The sequence below is a fragment of the Caballeronia sp. dw_19 genome (genome assembly GCF_018449515.1).
Taxonomy (GTDB): domain Bacteria; phylum Pseudomonadota; class Gammaproteobacteria; order Burkholderiales; family Burkholderiaceae; genus Caballeronia.
On the sequence record NZ_JAAVUQ010000007.1, the window covers coordinates 45,089 to 62,791 of the forward strand.

The following is a 17,703-nucleotide window of genomic DNA, read 5'->3' on the forward strand; positions in this document are numbered from 1 at the left end:
TTGTCCAAAGCGACAAAGAAACGAAGCAAAGAAAGCGCTTTAACCGCTCTACCCTAAGTGTCCACAGCGTGCAGTTTTGATTCATAGGTGCCCCAAAAGCACGGTGCTCGCCAGAGCCACGGATGTGTGAACCCCTCCTTCTCCGAACACCGATACCCACACGCTTCGCCACCAGTGATTGAACCTGCCCAAGGAGCACCCCGCGCTATCCGCGTGAACCACCCACCGAATTTTTACGCATAACGAACCATGTAGCCAACCCGGCAAGAAACAATGCGGCACAATGCGTAAGGCCGTAACCGACGAAAATAGCTGTACAGAACGCGCAGCCAATTCACAAAAACTGAAGCAGTAAACACAAACACGCATGAAACTGTGGCGGACGAATACGGTCGCACAGACCAGGTACCTAACCTGTCAAAAAGCCGCAGCCGTAAATACCTGTAAGACCGTATGGGTTCCTTAGCAATTGTGCTTGCCCGAGAGCGTACGGGGCGAAGCGTGTTCGTGTCGGGATTCGCGAGAAGGAGGGGTTCACACATCCTTCGCTCTGGCGAGCACCGTGCTTTTGGGGCACCTATGAATAGAAACTGCACGCTGTGGACACTTAGGGTAGCGTGGTTTAAAAGCGCTTTCTTTGCTTCGTTTCTTTGTCGCTTTGGACAAAGAAATGACGTGCCGCCACGCACAGTGGCTAATAGTGATAAAGAGAAAATCCGACTCTCGCAGACCACTACCGCCGAAAGCACCAACCCGGCATCGACCCCGACCACTAACCCCGGCACCGACCACCCCACCCCTGCCCCCCCTACCCCCTCGGCAATACCACCCGCACCGGCAACTCCCGATCATCCATCACGAGGTACTGCTGTCCGTTCCTGTGCGAACGCATACGCCGACGAATTTCATCCTCCGACGCGTCGCCCGGCACCGCCATACACGAGTATTGCCCTTCGCGATTGACCCATTCCACAATCCTGCAGCATTCGCCCCACGCCAGCGGCAGCGTCTCCGACACCCGTGCACCACGCAGCTTGATGACCGGTTGCGCAGCGCTCGCGGAGGCGGCCTCCGGTGCCTTCACCACCGGCCGGTAACCATCATCACGAGACGGCGACGCGATGCGCCCAAATACCTTCGACGAGGTACGCTGAACGCTCGAAGCGGTTTGCATGTGTTCTCTCCAGAATCGACAATGAATCGGCAACTGAGGGAATCGGTTCGAATGACCCCATTGACAGGATCGAATACTAGTCAGGCATCACGCACTGACAATGAACAAAAGAAGGAGAAATCGTGGAGGTTGCGCGGGAACGTCGCACGAACGTGAGTCAGCTTCCCTGTTTCCACTAGAATCCGCGAATGCACAGCGAAACACATAGCGAACCACTCGGCACGACGGCAGGCTCCATCACCCGCCCAACACCACGCCGCAGCTCGCGTAACATTTTGAAAGCACTTGGAACCCGCTCCCGCGCGCGGGCAGGCAAGATTCGCTTCGGCATTACGTGGAAGATGTTCCTCGCGGTGCTGATCGCCTGCCTGACAATTTCCCTCACCATGGGATACGCGCTGCGCCTGAGTTTCGAGAACGGCTTCCTGCATTACGTCCGCGCGCGCGACGCCGGGCGGCTCAACGCCGTCATGGCGAAGGTGACGGCCGAATACGCCGCCCACGGCAGTTGGAATTTCCTGCGTCAGCATCCCGAAGAATGGATAACGCTGCTCGACGCCGCACATGATCAGGCCCTCAGGCAGGAAATGGTCGAGGCGCAAACGAACAAACTTCCAAGCTGGCGCACCTTCCCAGGCAGCGCCAGCGTGCAGCAAATGCTCGGGCCGCTCTCGGGCAACGAAGAAGGTTCGCACTGGGGCATGCGCCTGCCTGTCCCCGCGTTCGCCGACTCGGGCGTGGCGGCAAGCCGCGACCGCAGCGCCGGACGGGACGTGCCATTCGACGAACCGTCCTACGAACGCCCGCCGCGCCCCCTGATGGGTCGCGGAGGACGCGGCGCTCCCCAACCCGCCACGCTCTACGACGCCAACCATGACCTGGTCGCCACGACTGACTCGGAGCCGCCGCCCGACGACGCCCTCAAGCCAGTGGTCTACAACGGCAAGATAGTCGGCTGGGTCGCGGCCAACGCGCCCAATACGCTCTCCGATGCCGCCGATATCGCGTTCCAGGCCCAGCAGGCCCGTGCGACCTGGGAAATCGCCGGCGTGGCCGTGATCGTGGCTGCACTGGTTGCCATGCTGCTTGCGCGGATCGTGCTGGCGCCGGTCAAGCGCCTGATGATCGCGACGCACCGGCTGGCAGGCGGCGACTACACCACGCGTGTTGCCGCCGGGCGCCGGGATGAACTGGACCGGCTCGCGGGCGACTTCAATGTGCTCGCGGATTCGCTGCAGCGCGCGGAACGCTCGCGCCGGGATTTCATCGCCGATATCTCGCACGAGTTACGCACGCCCCTGGCGGTATTGCGCGGCGAACTGGAAGCGATCGAGGACGGCGTACATGCGTTTGATCGCCATTCGCTGGCCTCGCTGCAAACCGAAGTCGCGATGCTGAACAAATTGATCGAAGACCTGTACGAGTTGTCGCTGAGCGATGTCGGTGCGTTGAGCTACCGGAAGGTGCCGGCTGACATCGGACAGTTGGTGCACGCATCGGTCGAAGCGATGCGGGAATCATTCAGGGCCAAGCAAATCGCATTGAGCCTGACGCTGCCGGAGCCGTCGGCGCAAGAATCGGCAAATGGCGCGGCCGGCATGATCTTTCAGGTCGACCCTGCGCGCTTTGTGCAGTTGCTTAAAAACCTGCTGCTCAATTCGTTGCGTTATACCGACCCGGGCGGAAGCGCGTGCGTCTCGGTGACGGTCGGCCCTCGCGGCTGGCAACTCGATATCCAGGACTCTCTGCCGGGCGTACCCGCCGAAGCGTTGCCGCATTTGTTCGAACGTTTATATCGAGTCGATGAATCGCGTAGTCGCCAAAGCGGTGGCGCGGGCCTCGGTCTGGCACTGTGCCGCGCCATCGTGACCGCCCACGGCGGGACCACGATTGCCCGGCCATCACCGCTTGGCGGCGTCTGGATCACCGCGCATTTTGAACCCGAAGGAGGCGTGGCATGAGTACCGAGCGACGCGGCGTTCGAATCCTGATCGTCGAGGATGAGCCGAAGCTGGCGGCGGTCATGGCGGACTATCTGCATATCGAAGGATTCGAAACAACATCGATCAGCGACGGCGCCGAAGTGATCCCGTTCATTCGAACCACCCCACCCTCGTTGATGCTGCTCGACCTGATGCTGCCCGGGCGCAACGGCATGGATATATGCCGTGAGGTGCGGCAGTTCTCGACGCTCCCGGTGATCATCCTGACGGCGCGCGTGGATGAGGCCGATCGTCTGCGCGGCCTCGAAATTGGCGCCGATGACTATGTCTGCAAACCCTTCAGTCCACGCGAGGTCGTTGCGCGAGTGAAGGCCATCCTGAGACGTGCGGCGCCGCCCGCGGCGACAGCCGCACCCGTTGCAACGGGCCTTGAGGTGGACCAGCAATTTCATACCGCACGGCTCGACGGCGAGGAGCTCAAGCTCACGCCGGTTGAACTGCGCATGCTGGCATTGCTGATGAAATCGCCGGGCAGGATCTTCCCGCGTGATTACCTGCTCAACCAGCTTTACGACGATCATCGGGTCGTGACCGACCGCACCATCGACAGTCACATCAAGAACCTGCGCCGCAAACTGCAAGTCGTGCGTCCTGACAGCGAACCGATTGTTTCGGTATACGGCGTGGGGTATCGGCTCGAACTTTAGCGGGCGCTGTTCAACGCCCGCTCCGACCCGGTATGCGTCGTAAGCATTCAAGCACCAGCGGATTTGCTCTCTTCAATGAAGGCGCGAATGACGTCGCTGAAATTGCGATCGGCCGCCAGCCCCAGCCTTTCGCCTCGCTCCGTGTCCCAGGCGCCCGGCCAGCTCCCGACAATCTTTTCGATCTTCGGATCCGGTTGCCAGTCGATCAGCGCGGCCACCTGTTCTCCCGCCACTTCCTTCAGTGCATCGACCATTTCCGTCACGCTGACCGAGAGTCCCGGCATGTTGACGACCGGCCACGTGCCGAGCTCGGCCTGCTCAAGCTCGCAACCAGCGATCAGCGATTCAATGGCCCGCTTCGGTGACAGCAGCCACAAACGCACATCGCCTCTCACTGGACACACTGCTCGTTCGCCATTCAGCGGCTCGCGAATGATGCCGCTGGCAAATGACGATGCCGCTGCATTCGGCCGTCCCGGACGCACGCTGATGGTCGGCAGGCGCAGCACGCGGCCATCGACAAAACCGCGTCGCGAGTAATCGCACAGCAGCAACTCCGCGATCGCCTTCTGCGTCCCATAGGATGACTTAGGATTCAGTGCGGTATCGTCGCGTACGACCTCAGGCAGCGTGCCGCCATACACCGCGACCGAACTGGTGAACAACACCCGCGGCGCGTGTCCAAGCGCGCGGCACACATCGAGCAGCAGGCGCGATGCATCCAGATTAATGCGCATACCCAGTTCGAAATCCGCTTCCGCCTGGCCGCTCACGATAGCGGCAAGATGGAAGATCGCGTGAGTGTCCACGCCGATGCACCGTTCCAGCACGCTGCGATCCGCAATATCGCCAGTTTCGGCTCGCACGCGCTGGTCGCCTAGATCCGGCGGACGCACGACGTCCAGCAGCGTGAGCCCGGTGATCGGCTTACCCATCAGCGTGCCGCGTTCGAGAAGACGGCGCGCGAGCCGTTGTCCGAGAAAACCAGCACCGCCGGTAATGAGAATGTTCATGTCGCCCTCAAGCACGTTGCAGATAAGGTTTGATCCAGCCGAGCCCGTCGGACGTCGCCGCTTTCGGCCTGTATTCACAGCCAATCCAGCCGTCATAATCGAGCGAATCGATCAGGTCGAACAGGTACGGATAATTCAATTCGCCCATGTCCGGTTCATGCCGCTCCGGTACACCTGCAACCTGGATATGTCCGATGCCCGCATGTGCGCGTTTCATGTCGCGCCGGAGTTTGACCGCGAGGTCGCCCTCCACGATCTGGCAGTGGTAACAATCAAATTGCACCTTGAGGTTCGGCGCGCCGATCGCCTCGCAGATCGCTTGCGCGTCGTCCTGGCGGTTGAGGAAAAAGCCGGGGATGTCACGGGTATTGATCGGTTCGATAACGACCGTGATACCGGCTGCGCGTGCGGCGTTCGCCGCCAGTTCGAGGCTCTTCAGATACACCGCACGATGTTTTTCACGCGACTGTTCCGGCGTGATCAGCCCCGCCATTACATGCAGGGTCTTGTTGCCGAGTATGGCGGTATATTCCAGCGCTTTATCGAGTGCACGCGCGAACTCTTCCTCGCGCCCCGGCAGCGAAGCGATCCCGCGCTCGCCCGCCGCCCAGTCGCCCGGCGGTGCGTTGAACAATGCCTGCGTGAGGCCATGTTCGTCGAGCCGTGCCTTGATGTCGGCTGCGGCGAAATCATAGGGGAACAGGAACTCCACGGCCTTGAATCCGTCCTTCGCTGCAGCGGCGAAACGGTCGAGGAACGCGTGCTCGGTGTACATCATCGTGAGGTTGGCGGCGAAACGGGGCATAACATCGACTCCTAAAATGAGTTCAGCGATTCATGAGCTTGGGCAGGCACGAGCCATGTTGAGATATCAACGATTACAAGCATGCCCGTCAACATGCTGTGCGTCAGATCCCTCAGGTAACCATCATGTAAGAGCTCGCAAAGCCCGCCAGATTGCGGATCGACCTGGGGGCCGTAGGCACTACCAGCGCACGTTGAAGGTCTTGCGCAGATCTTCGATGGCGGGCTCGTCGAGCGGCTCAGGAGGCGGTGCGTTGGTCGAGCGCGCGAGCAGCCAAAGCCGTGCGGTTTCCTCAAGCTCTTCCAGCGCGTACGACGCATGGCTGACCGATTTTTCCCAGACCACAGGCCCCAGCCTTTCCAGCAGTACGGCACGCACCTTCGACGCCAGCGCCGCGACTTGTTCAGCGACAATGGGGTCGCCCGGACGCCGGTAAGCGATCAAGGGCACATGGCCGACCTTCATCACGAAGTACGGGGTGATTGGCGGCAAGACGTCGTCGCGGCGCCAGATACCGGCAAGCGTCAAAGCGACCAGATGCGTGGAGTGCGTATGGACAATACCGTGCGCGTTGCTATTGCTCTCGTAGATCCTTCGATGCAGCGCCAGCGTCTTCGATGGCTTACCGCCTGACACGTGATTACCCGCTGCATCGACCTTGGCGATATCGGCCGGATCAAGGCGGCCGAGGCAGGCATCGGTCGGCGTGATCAGCCAGCCGTCGTCGAGCCGTGCGCTGATGTTCCCGGCCGTGCCAACGGTATAACGGCGCTCATAAAGACTCGCGCCCGTCTCGCAGATTTCCTCGCGAATGCGGTTCTCGTTCGTCGACATGGTCACGCGGCTCCATCGAGAGACTTCAGCGCCTTCACGAAGAAATCCTTCGTGCCGAAATTGCCCGACTTCAATGCGAGCGCCAGCGGTTCTTCGCCGATAGACTGCGTCGCCGGCACGCCGGGATCGATCTGTGCGCCAATCCGCAGCGACTTCACGCCAAGCGCCTGCACGACCGCGCCGGAGGTCTCGCCGCCCGCAACAACAAACTTCCGCACGCCTGCATCGCGAAGCCCGCTTGCAATCGATGCCAACGCTTGTTCGACCAGATGCCCGGCTTTCTCGACGCCTAGTTCCTTCTGCACGACCTTGACTTCGTCGGGCGTGGATGTGGCGTAGATCAGCACGGCTTCATCGGCATGTTTCGCCGCGAATTCCATGGCCTGTTCAACCACCGGTTCGCCGCGCGAAAGCGCTAGCGGATCGATACGAAAGCTCGGCTTCGTCGCCCGCCACTCCGCCACCTGCTCGTTGGTCGCCTTCGACGCGCTGCCCGCTAGCACGACCGATTTACCTTCGATCCTGGGCAGATCCGATGCATGGCCCGCTTCAGTCAGCAAGTTCGCCGAGCGGAAATTCTTCGGCAAGCCGAGCGCGATACCTGAGCCGCCTGTAATCAGTTTCAGATCCGCGCACGCTTCACCGAGCACGTAGAGATCGGCATCCGAGATTGCGTCTGCAATAGCCATACGCACGCCATCATTGCGCAACACCGCGATCCTGTCGCGCACGGATTGTGGCCCTTTCGCGATCACGTCGTAAGCGATCAATCCGACCTTCGATTTCGTCTGGCGTTGCAGCACACGCATAAGGTTAGGATCGGTCATGGGCGTGAGCGGATGGTTCTGCATGCCCGACTCATTCAGCAGCACATCACCCACGAACAGGTTGCCTCGAAAGATCGTGCGGCCGTTCTCCGGAAACGCGGGACACGCGACTGTGAAGTCCTCGCCCAGCGCGTCGAGCAGTGCATCGGCGACCGGGCCGATGTTGCCTTTATCGGTGGAGTCGAAGGTCGAGCAGTACTTGAACAGGAACTGACGGCAGCCTTGTGCGCGCAGCCATTCGAGCGCCGCCAGCGATTGCGCGACCGCTTCTTCCGCGGGGATGGTGCGCGATTTCAACGCGACGATCAGCGCGTCCGCTTCAATCTTCGTGTCCGATGCGTCCGATGCGTCCGATGCCGGCACGCCGATGGTCTGCACCGCGCGCATGCCGCCGCGCACGAGCATGTTGGCGAGATCGGTTGCGCCGGTGAAGTCGTCGGCAATGCAGCCAAGCAGTGCTTTGGTCATTATTTGGCCCCCTTCGGTACGTCGATGCCCGGGAAAATCTTGATCACCGCCGAGTCGTCTTCGCCACCGTGTCCGGCCGTCGACGCCATCATGAACATCTGGTGCGCCGCGGCCGACAACGGCAGCGGAAACTTCGATGCGCGCGCGGTATCGAGTACGAGGCCCAGATCCTTCACGAAGATATCGACGGCTGACAACGGCGTGTAGTCTCCTGCAAGAATGTGCGGGACGCGATTCTCGAACATCCACGAGTTACCCGCGCTATGCGTGATGACGTCGTAGAGCGCGTCCGGGTCCACGCCTTCGCGAAGCCCAAGCGCCATCGCCTCGGCCGCCGCGGCAATATGCACGCCCGCCAGAAGCTGGTTGATGATCTTCACCTTCGAGCCCGCGCCATGCTCATCGCCTAGCCGATACACCTTGCCTGCAATCGCTTCGAGCACGTCCTCGCAGGCTTCATAGGCGGACGCGGGGCCGGAGGTCATCATCGTCATTTCGCCGGATGCGGCGCGTGCCGCGCCACCGGATAGCGGCGCATCGAGCATATGCAGGCCAGCCGCTTCCACGCGCTTGCCGAGTTCGATGGCAAACGCGGGAGATACCGTCGCGCAGGCCAGAACGACACCGCCTGGTTTCATCGTGGAAACAGCGCCGGGTTGAGTCTCTGAGCCGAACAGCACGGTCTCCGTTTGCGCCGCATTGACGACAACGGTCACCACGACGTCGCACTGCCCGCCCAACTCAGCCGGCGTAGCGCAGGCAACGCCGCCCTCGCCCGCGAACGCATCGAGCACTTGCGTACGCACGTCGCAAGCATGAACCTTGAAGCCCGCGCGCAACAACGAACGCGCGACGCCCAGGCCCATTGCACCCAAGCCGATCACTCCCACGTTTCTGGACATTTCGTTATCCTTCCAATCAACTGGTCAGCAAATGCCGGCTTCCGCGAGGCGGCGGGCGGCGTTGTAAAGGTGGGTCTGCGCGGCATTGCGCGCAGCCATGGGGTCGCCTGCGCGAATGGCAGCCGCGATCCGCGCGTGTTCCTCGCGGACCTGCCGCGAAAAGTCTTCTCGCAGCGATTCATTGCGGCGAGTAACGAGCGTGCCGGCCTCGAGATACTGGTTCAGGAATGCAAGCGTGGTCAGGAAATACGGGTTGCCGGTGGCACTGGCAATCGCCCGATGAAACTCGACGTCTTCAGTCACGCCGTCCTCGCCTTGCGCGACGGCGACATCGATCTGCGCCAGCTTCGCTTCGATCACGTCCATTTGCGCGTCGGTCCGGCGCATGGCTGCCTCTGATGCGACCTCTGCTTCGATCGCCCGGCGCAGCGCCAGAATCTGCACGACCGCGCCGGGTTCGACCGCTTGCGCGTAATCGATCCGCAGGGGCCTGATCCCCGCCCGCTCGACGATAAACACGCCGCTGCCCTGGCGCGGCTCGACCATACCTTCGTTCTTTAGCCGCGAAATCGCCTCGCGAATCACCGTGCGGCTCACCCCGAACTCCTGCGCGAGCACGGCCTCGGTGGGCAACTTGCCGCTTTTTACGAAGCTGCCCTTTTCGATTTGCAACTGAATTTGCTGCGCGACCGTGTCGCTCAAGGCTTGCGCAGGAATCTTGTCGAACATGCGGCCTCGGATTTGTTGGGTGATGTGGTCATCATACAAATTTCCACACTTATTGAGGCACTAGAGATAACCCTGAGGACGCGCTGTGGCGTTAGCCGATACACCTCGCCGTGTGGGCCGATCGTAATCTTTCTCACATACGCGTGAGAATTGTTCGTTTGGAGGTCGCATGACCACAGCCTACGATGGCAGCCATACAGCGAACCAAGACGGTTGCTCAATTGTCCTCATTTGTCATTTCACGCCGGACTGAAGCATCTCGCGCTGCGGCGCCTATACGATGGCTCCGCGTCGCGACTCCACTGCGCTCGACGCCCTAAAATGAATCCTATAAACATCGTCCAGTTGCTTATCCTCGCCGCGTTATGGGGCGGGTCGTTCCTTTTTATCCGCGTCGGCGTCACCGACTTTGGCGTCGCGCCACTAATGGCGCTGCGGGTGGGTATCGGCGCGTTGTTCCTGCTGATCGTGCTGGTCACGCGCAGGTCCGCGAGCGGCTCTTTTCAGCTACTGCGTACCCATGCATGGCCGCTGTTTGTGGTTGGCATTCTGAACTCGGCCGCGCCGTTCTGCCTGTTCGCTTACGCGGAACTCACGCTGTCAGCGGGCGTGACGTCGGTGATCAACGCGACAACGCCGCTGTGGGGCGCGATCGTTGCGTTCCTGTGGCTGAAGGATCGGCTGAGCGGGCTACGCATCGCCGGGCTCGTGATTGGTTTCGCCGGCGTGGTCGCGCTGGTCTGGAATCAAATGGACGTGGGAACAAGTGCAGCGGCGAGCGTGACGCCGGCAACCACCGCACTTGCCGCGGCCGCTGCGCTCGGCGCCACGCTGCTGTATGGGATCGCGGCGAGCTACACCAAGCGCCACCTCACGGGTGTGGATTCGCTCGCCGTCGCCGCCGGCACGATGACGGCCGCGACCGTCGTGCTGCTGCCGTTCGCCGTGTTCTGGTGGCCGGCCACGCCCATCTCGACGCAGTCCTGGGGAGCGGTCATCGCGCTCGGCGTAGCGTGTACTGGTATCGCTTATATGCTGTTCTTCCGGCTCATCGCGGCAACCGGCCCCGCGCGTACGATCAGCGTTACGTTCGTTATCCCGATCTTCGGCATCCTGTGGGGCGCGCTGTTTCTCTCGGAACACGTATCGCCTGGAATGATCAAGGCGTGTGCCACTATTCTTGTGGGGACAGCCCTGGCTACGGGTGTAATCAAGCGGCTTCCAGGCATGGGTGCGCGACGCGAGGCTCCGGTGAAGTAAGCGCGGGCGGTGGGGGTTTCCTGGCAACCGCGTCGCCCGGAGGGTACTCACGCGTTCACGATCACCTCGAAACCGCCGTAGATCATGCGCTTGCCGTCGAAAGGCATCGCATTGGTGTCGGGCTGCAACCGAGGGTCGGCCATCACGGCTTTCATTCCTTCATCCCTCACCTGACGCGACGGCCAGACGATCCATGAGAACACCACCGTCTCGTCGTCCTTGCGTTTGACCGCCATTGGAAACGACGTCAGCTTCCCTTCCGGCACGTCATCACCCCAGCACTCGACTACATTCAACGCGCCGTTCTCCTTGAAGACCGCCGCCGCCAGTTCAGCATGTTTCCTGTATGTCTCGCGATTCGTCGTTGGCACCGCGACGACAAATCCATCTACGTAAGTCATGAACGCTCTCCGTTTCGTTGTGAATAATTGAGGGGTGAATAGGGACATTGTTCGATCAGATCGCATTGCAACGCCAGGTCACCGCTCTATCCACACGACGTGCAGCGCGTTAGGGAATCGACATGGCTCGCCCACTATTTTCTGAAACGTCGGGGAGGTACGTGTTCCAAGATCCGGTGGCGTATGCTTTCCCGGATGCCGTTTGCTCAGAATCGGCTGGTCGAGCGTGACGGCACGCGCGGCATACACAACATCGCTGCGCGCGCCGAACAACGTATCGCAGACAGGAAACGTCAGGAATGGTCAAACCCCGTTCGAAACAGCGAATTCGCTAGCCGATGAAGCGGACGTGCCGCGTTAAAGTAACGCTTTAGAGCGAAAATAGGCGTGGAGTCGCAGGCAAGCCATTACGGTACGACCCTGTATTCCCAATCGCTGCGAGGCAAGCTCAATCTGGGGCGATCGCTTCAACATCGATCTGCACCCGCGCAGCTAAGAAAACACCATGACCTGCATAATGCTTTTCCAAGCCTTTTGATGACCGAGTTAAACGTGCGTACCCAAGAAACCGCCAGCGATTGTCCCGTATGCGGCAACCTGCTGGCATCGCGTGATGCGGTGTGTCCGCGATGCAAAACGAAACCCGCGGCCGCAAGTGCAGCCGAGTCACCCTCGCCTGAAGCCATGCCGAAAGCGGTATTGCCCGACCGGAACGACGAAAAGCGGACCCCGGTGGATTCGCCCTATCCGAGCGTGTCTGAACCGGAAACTTCTACTTTCGCCTCACAAAGCTCGTCGCACCGGCGCGTCAAATTTGCCGGGGCCGCCGTCATAGCCCTGACTGCATTGATTGCAGGCGCTTCGTACCTGTATAGCGGGTCCGCGCATGACAACCACGACAACCAGGAAGCGAAGCCCGGGACCGGGCCGCTCGCTGAGAGCGGCTTGGCTGTTGCCGGTCAGTCGGGCAGCATCAATGTCCCGGTCACCGCAAAACACGCCTCGATCGATGTGATGGGAACCATCGATGCGGTGCGTTCAGCCATGGTGCGAGGCGAGCTGAACACCGCTCGGCAGCAACTGGCGATGCTTCCACAAGGTGAGGATCAACGTGCCGATGTCCAGCGGATCACCGACGAACTGGTCCAGCGCGAACACGCAAGAGATTCGGCCCTGGGCCTCGCCCGGGCCTGCGAGCAGGCAGGCGACGTGCCGTGCGTCTTGCGATCGGCAGGCGACGCGCTGGCGAGCGACATCTCCAATTCCGAAGCGCGCGACATGCTTCTACGTGCCGTGACGGAGACGGGTTCAACCCAAGCCACTGCCATGAAGGTCAACCAACGGGGCGATTCTCCGATCGTGGCGCATCGGCAATCACTCGAAAAACGTAAGATCCGACGCGAACCGCAGATAGCCGCGAACGACAACGACATCTACGGGAAGCATTGAGTCACGCGCAGTCCGATGCGAGCTGAGTGAAAAACTGCACGATCGCGACAATGAACAGACAACCAAGCACCATCGCCCGGTCGAAATGAAGTGTCTGCGTGGTGTAGCTCAACATGAAGGTGTTCACGAACCACGAACCACGCACCCGCCACGCCAATGACGTTCGCTCCCAGACACAGCAACTCAGCGCAAGTGTTGCTCAGTGAAGCGCTTCGAAGCCGATCATCCGGCGCTCGAGATTGTCCTGACCGAGATGAACACGAACGAACAGGTCCCCGCCATCCAGCGAATGCAGATCGACGTCGGGTGCGCCTACTGGTGCGATCTGCCGGAGGGCGTTGTCTCGGTCCCTATCGTCACTGAACCGTTTGTCTGCTGCTTACCGGAACATCACCGGTTGGCGTCGAACAGGATCATCGATCTGCGCAAGCTGTCGCGGGACGACTTCATCCTTTTCCCGCGTCAGGTCTCACCTCATTACCACGACCTGATCATCGCGCTTTGCGTTGAAGCCGGCTTCAGTCCGCGCATACGTCACGAGGTCCGGCTTTGGCAGACCGTTGTGACCATGGTGGATCGCGCGATGGGCGTCGCGCTGGTTCCTCAGGCGTTGCGCAGTTCTCCGGACAAGGGCGTAGTCTTCAGGCCGATGAAAAGCAATCGCCTTGTCTCCGACGTACTCGCGCTGAAACGCGGTGACCAACCGGAGCCGGGGCCTGCTTTGTTTATTGACTATGTCAAAGAGGCAGCCCTGCGCGCGGCTACCTGAATAATCTAATCGCGGATCGACCTATGAATGCGTGCGGTTGACATGATCACGTCCCCGCAAACGCAAGCTTGATACTCTTAGGTCAGCAGTGTTTATTGGGCTGCGAATAGGGTTGCGATAGCCATCCTGTATCTCCGCGCCCGGAGCAACACACCTGCGCTAAAGGCGTCCGTTAGCGCCTCACCACGATTTCCTAGGCTTGCGGAGCGGAGCGCGCTGCCGCTGCGTAGGGTACGATGCCAGATCGCAAACCGCGCTCAGCACCGGCGCGCTGCGGCACCTTAGCGCCGCTTCTCTCCAATCGTTCATCTGCCGTCTCGCATGACTGCCCTTTCCACATCGTCCAATATCCACCGTGTTTCGTGCATCATTTGCGCATTTAACGAGGCCCCGCGGATCGGCGCGGTGCTGGCCGTTGCAACGGTGCATCCGCTGCTGGACGAGGTTATCGTGGTCGATGACGGCTCAACCGACGGCACCGCCGACATCGTCAGGCGCTTCCCCTCTGTCAGGCTGATTACGTGCCCCGTGAACCGCGGTAAAAGCGCAGCGATGGCCGTAGGTATCGCCGCAGCCCGGAACGCGTTGCTCATGTTGCTCGATGCAGACCTCAAGGGACTCGCCAGCGAACATATCACCGCACTCGCCGCCCCGGTTCTGAATGGCACCGCAGACGTCAGCCTGAGCCTGCGACAGAATAGCCTGCTGCTGTTTCGCGCCATCGGCCTGGATTTCGTTTCGGGTGAACGCGTGGTCAGGAAAGAACTGTTAAGCGAGGCGCTCAAGGAGATTCATCGCTTGCCGCGTTTTGGCATCGAGGTGTTCATGAACAGCCTGATCATCGAACGCCGGCTTTCGATTGCAGTCACCCACTGGCCGAAAGTAACGCAGGCGCGCAAGACTGAAAAACTCGGCTACTGGGCGGGCGTTCGCGCGGAATGGCGCATGATCGCCGACTTGTTGAAAGTCAGTTATCCGCTCGCGCTCCTGTCACAGACATGTCATCTCTTTTCATTAAGAGTCGATCATGCCGGGCATGCGCCATTCTTCGTGAGAATGAAAATCCGAGGCCCACGCGACAACGTGGCTTGAGGCTCCTTCGACGTATTCCTTCAAGGCGTCATTCACGAGCGGCAGCAGGCGTGGCCGCACGGCGGCGCCACGCAAGTGCGAGAAACCCCACGGCGCCCAGCATCAACGGGCAATAGAGCGTCGCGAATCGCCAGAGAACCAGGGCCGTCGCGAGGGACGCTCGCGGAACCCAGGCGGCGAACGCGGCTGCAAGCGCCAGATCGCCACCGCCCCCACCTGCAGGTACGCCGGTCCAGAGTGCCGCATGCAACACCACGGCCTGCACCGCGAGGACAAATCCGAGCGGCAACCGGTACCCGAGTTCCAGCAAGATGAACCATAGCGCGCTATAGCGCAGCAGCCACTGAAGCGTGGTCAGCAGCAACAGTGCGACGAATCGGTCACGAGGCCCTGTGATGAGTAGTCGCCACTGCTGGTGCACGCCGTGGCGAAACTTGTCCCAAAGAGATCGCCGGGCGCGGAACCATGGGACAAGATGCCCCGCTGCGTCAAGTGCACGCGCGACATGGCGGCGGCACATCCAAAGAACGCCCATCAGGATCGCGAGACCTGCCAGGGTTGGGGCAACCGTGGATAAACTCGCCCTCGGGAGCAAATGAGCCAGCGGACCGATCGAGAACAAAAGCGCGATGGGAACCGCGACCCCGAAGAACGTCAGGTCGAGTGCCTGGTCAGCGCCGACAACCGTGGTGGCGATCGCCCACGACGCCCCGGCGCGCTGCAGCAAGCCGATATTGACCCCGTACCCCGCCGCACCGAGCGGAGACACCAGGAACGCGAAATCAGTCACGAGCGTGATCGCAAACGTGCGCATGAATGGAACGCGCAAGCCAAGTGTCGTTTGCATGAGTTGCAGCTTGCCGGCTTTCGCTAGCGCGCTCACGGCGGCGCTGGCAGCGAGCACCAGGAATAGTTCTACCGGGATGGTTCGAAGCCCGTCCAATAGTGCGTGGGATCCAAGTATAAAAGGCACGCCCATTGAGAGACCGACCCCAAGCAAAGCAAACAGGATCGCGACGTTACGTGTATGAGCGCTGGTCACAAGGGCCGCCTGAGCGATTGCGGCTGGGCATCGGAATTAAACATCAGGGAATCATGTCGTGCCGACGGCGCGATCGGATCATCCATCGCGATTTGAAAAATGGCGGACCAGAAAATAGGCATGCGGTTGGATGATCCTTAAAGCAGCGTCATTAGCTCTGCGCGTGCGGCTCAACGCAATCTCCGGCTCGATATAACCGGGACACCGATCGCGGTCGCACCCTCATTCTCCAGCACAATGATGTCAAACACGCTGCGATGCGTCTCGACAAACGCAGGCTTGCCTTTCAGCAACAAGCCGATGGGTTCTGCGCATTGCCAATAAGAACATGTTCAGGATGGGATTGCCCGCGACCTCGTGAGACGGCGCTGAATCCTGCTGCGATTCATGCCTCGTGCGACGGTTAAGCTTACAGCGCACGAGCGTTCGCCGCCCCGCGCTTCGATTAGCCTGGAAGTCCTCGCGTCACAGAACGGTCGTCTGACCCGCGTAGCTTCACAACGTGCCCCGTTCGAATGTTTTTATGTTCCCGCTTCAACACTCCACTGCCACGTTCAGCGCATGCTCACGTGTGAGGATCGGAACGAACGTGCCGATTATCCGAGTGCTGGCCTGCCGCTTTTAATTATGTGCCCAGCGCGGAAAATTAATATTTTTGATCGGCGAATGGTGGGGCTAGAGTTAGCGAAGCTCGACAATCAATGAAAGGAGATGCAATGGTCTTTTATCACCATGGTGCGGCTATTCAACCGTCGGTAACAAGACTAGGCAACACGTTTCTCGCACGCGCTTCCATCCTGGAGGAAGATGGCGAAGCGACCTCTCTTGGCAATCTTGGACAGTTCGCCAATCGTGACTGTGCCTTCGAGTTTGCTGTGCGTAGCGCCACAGCGTTCGTAGATGGCGAGCCCTTGCCACGGTCTCCGTTTGAGCAACCACGAACCAAATAAACCGAGAGGCAGCCGCTCAGGTTTCGCTTGGCGCCAGAGACATTCAGTAAAACGTTATTGCGCATCCGAACGAGGTATGCAGAAAGTACAGAAATGGCTGGCGCAGAACCGAAGGATCATTGGTTCGGCCCCAGCCAGATCGACCGCCAGAAGGCAGGCTCTGCGCGTTCAAGATCGCCGCCAGCTCGTTAGGTCCTGTTCAACGTCTGCTGCACAAGAAGTATTGGACGAGCAGCGTGCGCATGCTATTGCATCGACAAGGAACCTGCGTCGCCTTTCATCCTCAACACGGCGGCTTGAGCCGGCGCTGCGAGGTTTTGCTCGGCAAGGCTGGCCTTAAGCACGGTGACCTGGTTTTCAGTTCCCTGATCGAAGTCTGCATCGAGTTCGCTGATGCGACGGTTGTACCAGTTGACCACGCAGGCCTTGTCCTTGCAGTTGTGCTGACGCCACTGCCACTGCTTGACGCGGTCGTCTTCAAAGGCTGCTGTGTCGGGCGTAACGTCTTTTGCGCGCTTGTAGGAGATCGCCAGCTTGTCGTCGAGAGACGATAGTTCTGGATCGTTGCAAACGAGCTTTTCCGAGCTTGAGACCTTCTTGCCGCAATGAAAGCTTGCGGCCTGAGCGGATCCGGAAAAACCGCCGCCCAACAGCAGTAACGCCAGCGTGGCGGTCCCGGCAGCACGCCTCATGCTGAACAGTTTCGATTTCAATTTTCCTGACTTGGTCATTCCTGCCCCCGTTGATCCATCGTTGAAGTTGCGTTGATCGAACACGATGCCTTCCATTCGCTCGGCTAAGTTTTTTGAGCAGTAGCCTTGAAACGAACGGTCGCGCGCCGACTCCCCGAAGCATGTCTGATGACGCGTAAATGTTCGCGTTTCATCGCTCGCGTTTCCGATATCTGTCGCCAGGTGTGGTTCGCCGTCGCCGATGCGAGAGCGGTTCTTGGGCGCATGCCTGTGGGCTGAGTTCGTTAAGGGGATGATCCTAGTTTTTAAGCGAACGAACCGATCGAAAAGGAGGCGACCTTCTCAAGGCCTTACGCAATATTTCACGCGTGTGTGTGGGGATTTTTTCGTCTTTTATTTGGATCCGCCACAACCGGCACGGCACTAGTCCGAGACTAAGATCGCCTTTCCTCGACCCGATAGCGGTTTGGGCTAATATGCCGGGGGGGCGGTTTTGGGGTTGGTGATCGGGGTCTATGCCGGGGTGGTCGGTTCTGGGGTTAGCGGTCGGGATCTATGCCGGGTTGCTGCTTTCAGTGTTAGTGGTCTGCGAGAGTCGGATTTTCTCTTTATCACTATTAGCCACTGTGCGTGGCGGCACGTCATT

17 protein-coding genes and 1 pseudogene are annotated in these 17,703 nt (G+C 60.2%); 7 read left to right on the top strand and 11 right to left on the bottom strand.

Annotation, left to right across the window (positions count from 1 at the left end; genetic code table 11):
• Positions 1-808: 808 nt before the first annotated feature.
• Positions 809-1,174 carry a DUF2866 domain-containing protein gene (locus HB376_RS12080; protein ID WP_213763907.1) on the bottom strand — a complete coding sequence of 122 codons (366 nt, stop codon included), beginning with the start codon at positions 1,172-1,174 and terminating at the stop codon, positions 809-811.
• Positions 1,175-1,362: 188 nt separating this feature from the next.
• Between HB376_RS12080 and HB376_RS12085 the strand changes: the two genes are divergently transcribed.
• The gene (locus tag HB376_RS12085; RefSeq protein ID WP_255631298.1) at positions 1,363-3,135 is read left to right on the top strand and encodes an ATP-binding protein; all 1,773 of its coding nucleotides are present in this window, start codon (positions 1,363-1,365) and stop codon (positions 3,133-3,135) included.
• Positions 3,132-3,824, top strand: a complete 693-nt coding sequence (locus tag HB376_RS12090) for a response regulator (RefSeq protein ID WP_213763908.1) — start codon at positions 3,132-3,134, stop codon at positions 3,822-3,824. The genes HB376_RS12085 and HB376_RS12090 overlap by 4 nt, the downstream gene beginning before the upstream one ends.
• A gap of 47 nt (positions 3,825-3,871) precedes the next feature.
• Here the strand turns inward: HB376_RS12090 and denD are convergent, their stop codons facing one another.
• The 6 genes from denD to HB376_RS12120 all read right to left on the bottom strand — a co-directional run bounded on the left by denD (position 3,872) and on the right by HB376_RS12120 (position 9,402).
• The gene (denD, locus tag HB376_RS12095) at positions 3,872-4,837 is read right to left on the bottom strand and encodes a D-erythronate dehydrogenase (protein ID WP_213763909.1); all 966 of its coding nucleotides are present in this window, start codon (positions 4,835-4,837) and stop codon (positions 3,872-3,874) included.
• A gap of 7 nt (positions 4,838-4,844) precedes the next feature.
• Positions 4,845-5,642: a 2-oxo-tetronate isomerase gene (gene otnI, locus HB376_RS12100; RefSeq protein WP_213763910.1), complete on the bottom strand. Its 798-nt coding sequence runs from the start codon at positions 5,640-5,642 to the stop codon at positions 4,845-4,847.
• A 180-nt stretch (positions 5,643-5,822) separates the two neighbouring features.
• Positions 5,823-6,476: an aldolase gene (locus HB376_RS12105; RefSeq protein WP_213763911.1), complete on the bottom strand. Its 654-nt coding sequence runs from the start codon at positions 6,474-6,476 to the stop codon at positions 5,823-5,825.
• 2 nt (positions 6,477-6,478) lie between these two features.
• The gene (gene otnK / locus HB376_RS12110) at positions 6,479-7,771 is read right to left on the bottom strand and encodes a 3-oxo-tetronate kinase (RefSeq protein ID WP_213763912.1); all 1,293 of its coding nucleotides are present in this window, start codon (positions 7,769-7,771) and stop codon (positions 6,479-6,481) included.
• Positions 7,771-8,673, bottom strand: coding sequence for an L-threonate dehydrogenase (ltnD, locus tag HB376_RS12115; protein WP_213763913.1), 903 nt, complete (start codon positions 8,671-8,673; stop codon positions 7,771-7,773). The genes otnK and ltnD overlap by 1 nt, the downstream gene beginning before the upstream one ends.
• 24 nt (positions 8,674-8,697) lie before the next feature.
• A complete protein-coding gene (locus tag HB376_RS12120; RefSeq protein ID WP_213763914.1) occupies positions 8,698-9,402 on the bottom strand; it encodes a FadR/GntR family transcriptional regulator in 705 nt (234 codons plus the stop codon).
• A gap of 321 nt (positions 9,403-9,723) precedes the next feature.
• On the opposite strand from HB376_RS12120, the gene HB376_RS12125 reads away from it, so the two are divergent.
• Positions 9,724-10,662 carry a DMT family transporter gene (locus tag HB376_RS12125; protein ID WP_213763915.1) on the top strand — a complete coding sequence of 313 codons (939 nt, stop codon included), beginning with the start codon at positions 9,724-9,726 and terminating at the stop codon, positions 10,660-10,662.
• Positions 10,663-10,709: 47 nt separating this feature from the next.
• Here the strand turns inward: HB376_RS12125 and HB376_RS12130 are convergent, their stop codons facing one another.
• Positions 10,710-11,063 carry a DUF1428 domain-containing protein gene (locus tag HB376_RS12130; protein WP_213763916.1) on the bottom strand — a complete coding sequence of 118 codons (354 nt, stop codon included), beginning with the start codon at positions 11,061-11,063 and terminating at the stop codon, positions 10,710-10,712.
• A 387-nt stretch (positions 11,064-11,450) separates the two neighbouring features.
• On the opposite strand from HB376_RS12130, the gene HB376_RS12135 reads away from it, so the two are divergent.
• Positions 11,451-12,512 (top strand): hypothetical protein, encoded by a 1,062-nt coding sequence (locus HB376_RS12135; protein ID WP_213763917.1) that lies wholly within the window; start codon positions 11,451-11,453, stop codon positions 12,510-12,512.
• A gap of 13 nt (positions 12,513-12,525) precedes the next feature.
• On the opposite strand, the pseudogene HB376_RS12140 reads toward HB376_RS12135, so the two are convergent.
• Positions 12,526-12,694 (bottom strand): annotated as a pseudogene (locus HB376_RS12140) (MFS transporter); the annotation flags it as partial.
• Positions 12,695-12,714: 20 nt separating this feature from the next.
• On the opposite strand from HB376_RS12140, the gene HB376_RS12145 reads away from it, so the two are divergent.
• Positions 12,715-13,281, top strand: coding sequence for a LysR substrate-binding domain-containing protein (locus tag HB376_RS12145; RefSeq protein ID WP_213763918.1), 567 nt, complete (start codon positions 12,715-12,717; stop codon positions 13,279-13,281).
• A gap of 321 nt (positions 13,282-13,602) precedes the next feature.
• On the top strand, positions 13,603-14,373 hold the full coding sequence (locus tag HB376_RS12150; protein WP_213763919.1) for a glycosyltransferase: 771 nt from the start codon (positions 13,603-13,605) through the stop codon (positions 14,371-14,373).
• Between the two features lie 28 nt (positions 14,374-14,401).
• Here the strand turns inward: HB376_RS12150 and HB376_RS12155 are convergent, their stop codons facing one another.
• Positions 14,402-15,415: a lysylphosphatidylglycerol synthase transmembrane domain-containing protein gene (locus HB376_RS12155; RefSeq protein WP_213763920.1), complete on the bottom strand. Its 1,014-nt coding sequence runs from the start codon at positions 15,413-15,415 to the stop codon at positions 14,402-14,404.
• Between the two features lie 716 nt (positions 15,416-16,131).
• Here HB376_RS12155 and HB376_RS40925 point away from each other — a divergent pair.
• Positions 16,132-16,365: a hypothetical protein gene (locus HB376_RS40925; RefSeq protein WP_255631299.1), complete on the top strand. Its 234-nt coding sequence runs from the start codon at positions 16,132-16,134 to the stop codon at positions 16,363-16,365.
• Between the two features lie 245 nt (positions 16,366-16,610).
• On the opposite strand, the gene HB376_RS12160 is transcribed toward HB376_RS40925, so the two are convergent.
• Positions 16,611-17,153, bottom strand: a complete 543-nt coding sequence (locus HB376_RS12160; protein WP_213763921.1) for a hypothetical protein — start codon at positions 17,151-17,153, stop codon at positions 16,611-16,613.
• Between the last annotated feature and the right edge of the window lie 550 nt (positions 17,154-17,703).

What these genes read in the sequence shown, in the direction of transcription:
- HB376_RS12080 (WP_213763907.1), bottom strand. Translation starts at nt 1,174, where the DNA reads ATGCAAACCGCTTCGAGCGTTCAGCGTACCTCGTCGAAGGTATTTGGG.
- HB376_RS12085 (WP_255631298.1), top strand. Translation starts at nt 1,363, where the DNA reads ATGCACAGCGAAACACATAGCGAACCACTCGGCACGACGGCAGGCTCC.
- HB376_RS12090 (WP_213763908.1), top strand. Translation starts at nt 3,132, where the DNA reads ATGAGTACCGAGCGACGCGGCGTTCGAATCCTGATCGTCGAGGATGAG.
- denD (WP_213763909.1), bottom strand. Translation starts at nt 4,837, where the DNA reads ATGAACATTCTCATTACCGGCGGTGCTGGTTTTCTCGGACAACGGCTC.
- otnI (WP_213763910.1), bottom strand. Translation starts at nt 5,642, where the DNA reads ATGCCCCGTTTCGCCGCCAACCTCACGATGATGTACACCGAGCACGCG.
- HB376_RS12105 (WP_213763911.1), bottom strand. Translation starts at nt 6,476, where the DNA reads ATGTCGACGAACGAGAACCGCATTCGCGAGGAAATCTGCGAGACGGGC.
- otnK (WP_213763912.1), bottom strand. Translation starts at nt 7,771, where the DNA reads ATGACCAAAGCACTGCTTGGCTGCATTGCCGACGACTTCACCGGCGCA.
- ltnD (WP_213763913.1), bottom strand. Translation starts at nt 8,673, where the DNA reads ATGTCCAGAAACGTGGGAGTGATCGGCTTGGGTGCAATGGGCCTGGGC.
- HB376_RS12120 (WP_213763914.1), bottom strand. Translation starts at nt 9,402, where the DNA reads ATGTTCGACAAGATTCCTGCGCAAGCCTTGAGCGACACGGTCGCGCAG.
- HB376_RS12125 (WP_213763915.1), top strand. Translation starts at nt 9,724, where the DNA reads ATGAATCCTATAAACATCGTCCAGTTGCTTATCCTCGCCGCGTTATGG.
- HB376_RS12130 (WP_213763916.1), bottom strand. Translation starts at nt 11,063, where the DNA reads ATGACTTACGTAGATGGATTTGTCGTCGCGGTGCCAACGACGAATCGC.
- HB376_RS12150 (WP_213763919.1), top strand. Translation starts at nt 13,603, where the DNA reads ATGACTGCCCTTTCCACATCGTCCAATATCCACCGTGTTTCGTGCATC.
- HB376_RS40925 (WP_255631299.1), top strand. Translation starts at nt 16,132, where the DNA reads ATGGTCTTTTATCACCATGGTGCGGCTATTCAACCGTCGGTAACAAGA.
- HB376_RS12160 (WP_213763921.1), bottom strand. Translation starts at nt 17,153, where the DNA reads ATGGAAGGCATCGTGTTCGATCAACGCAACTTCAACGATGGATCAACG.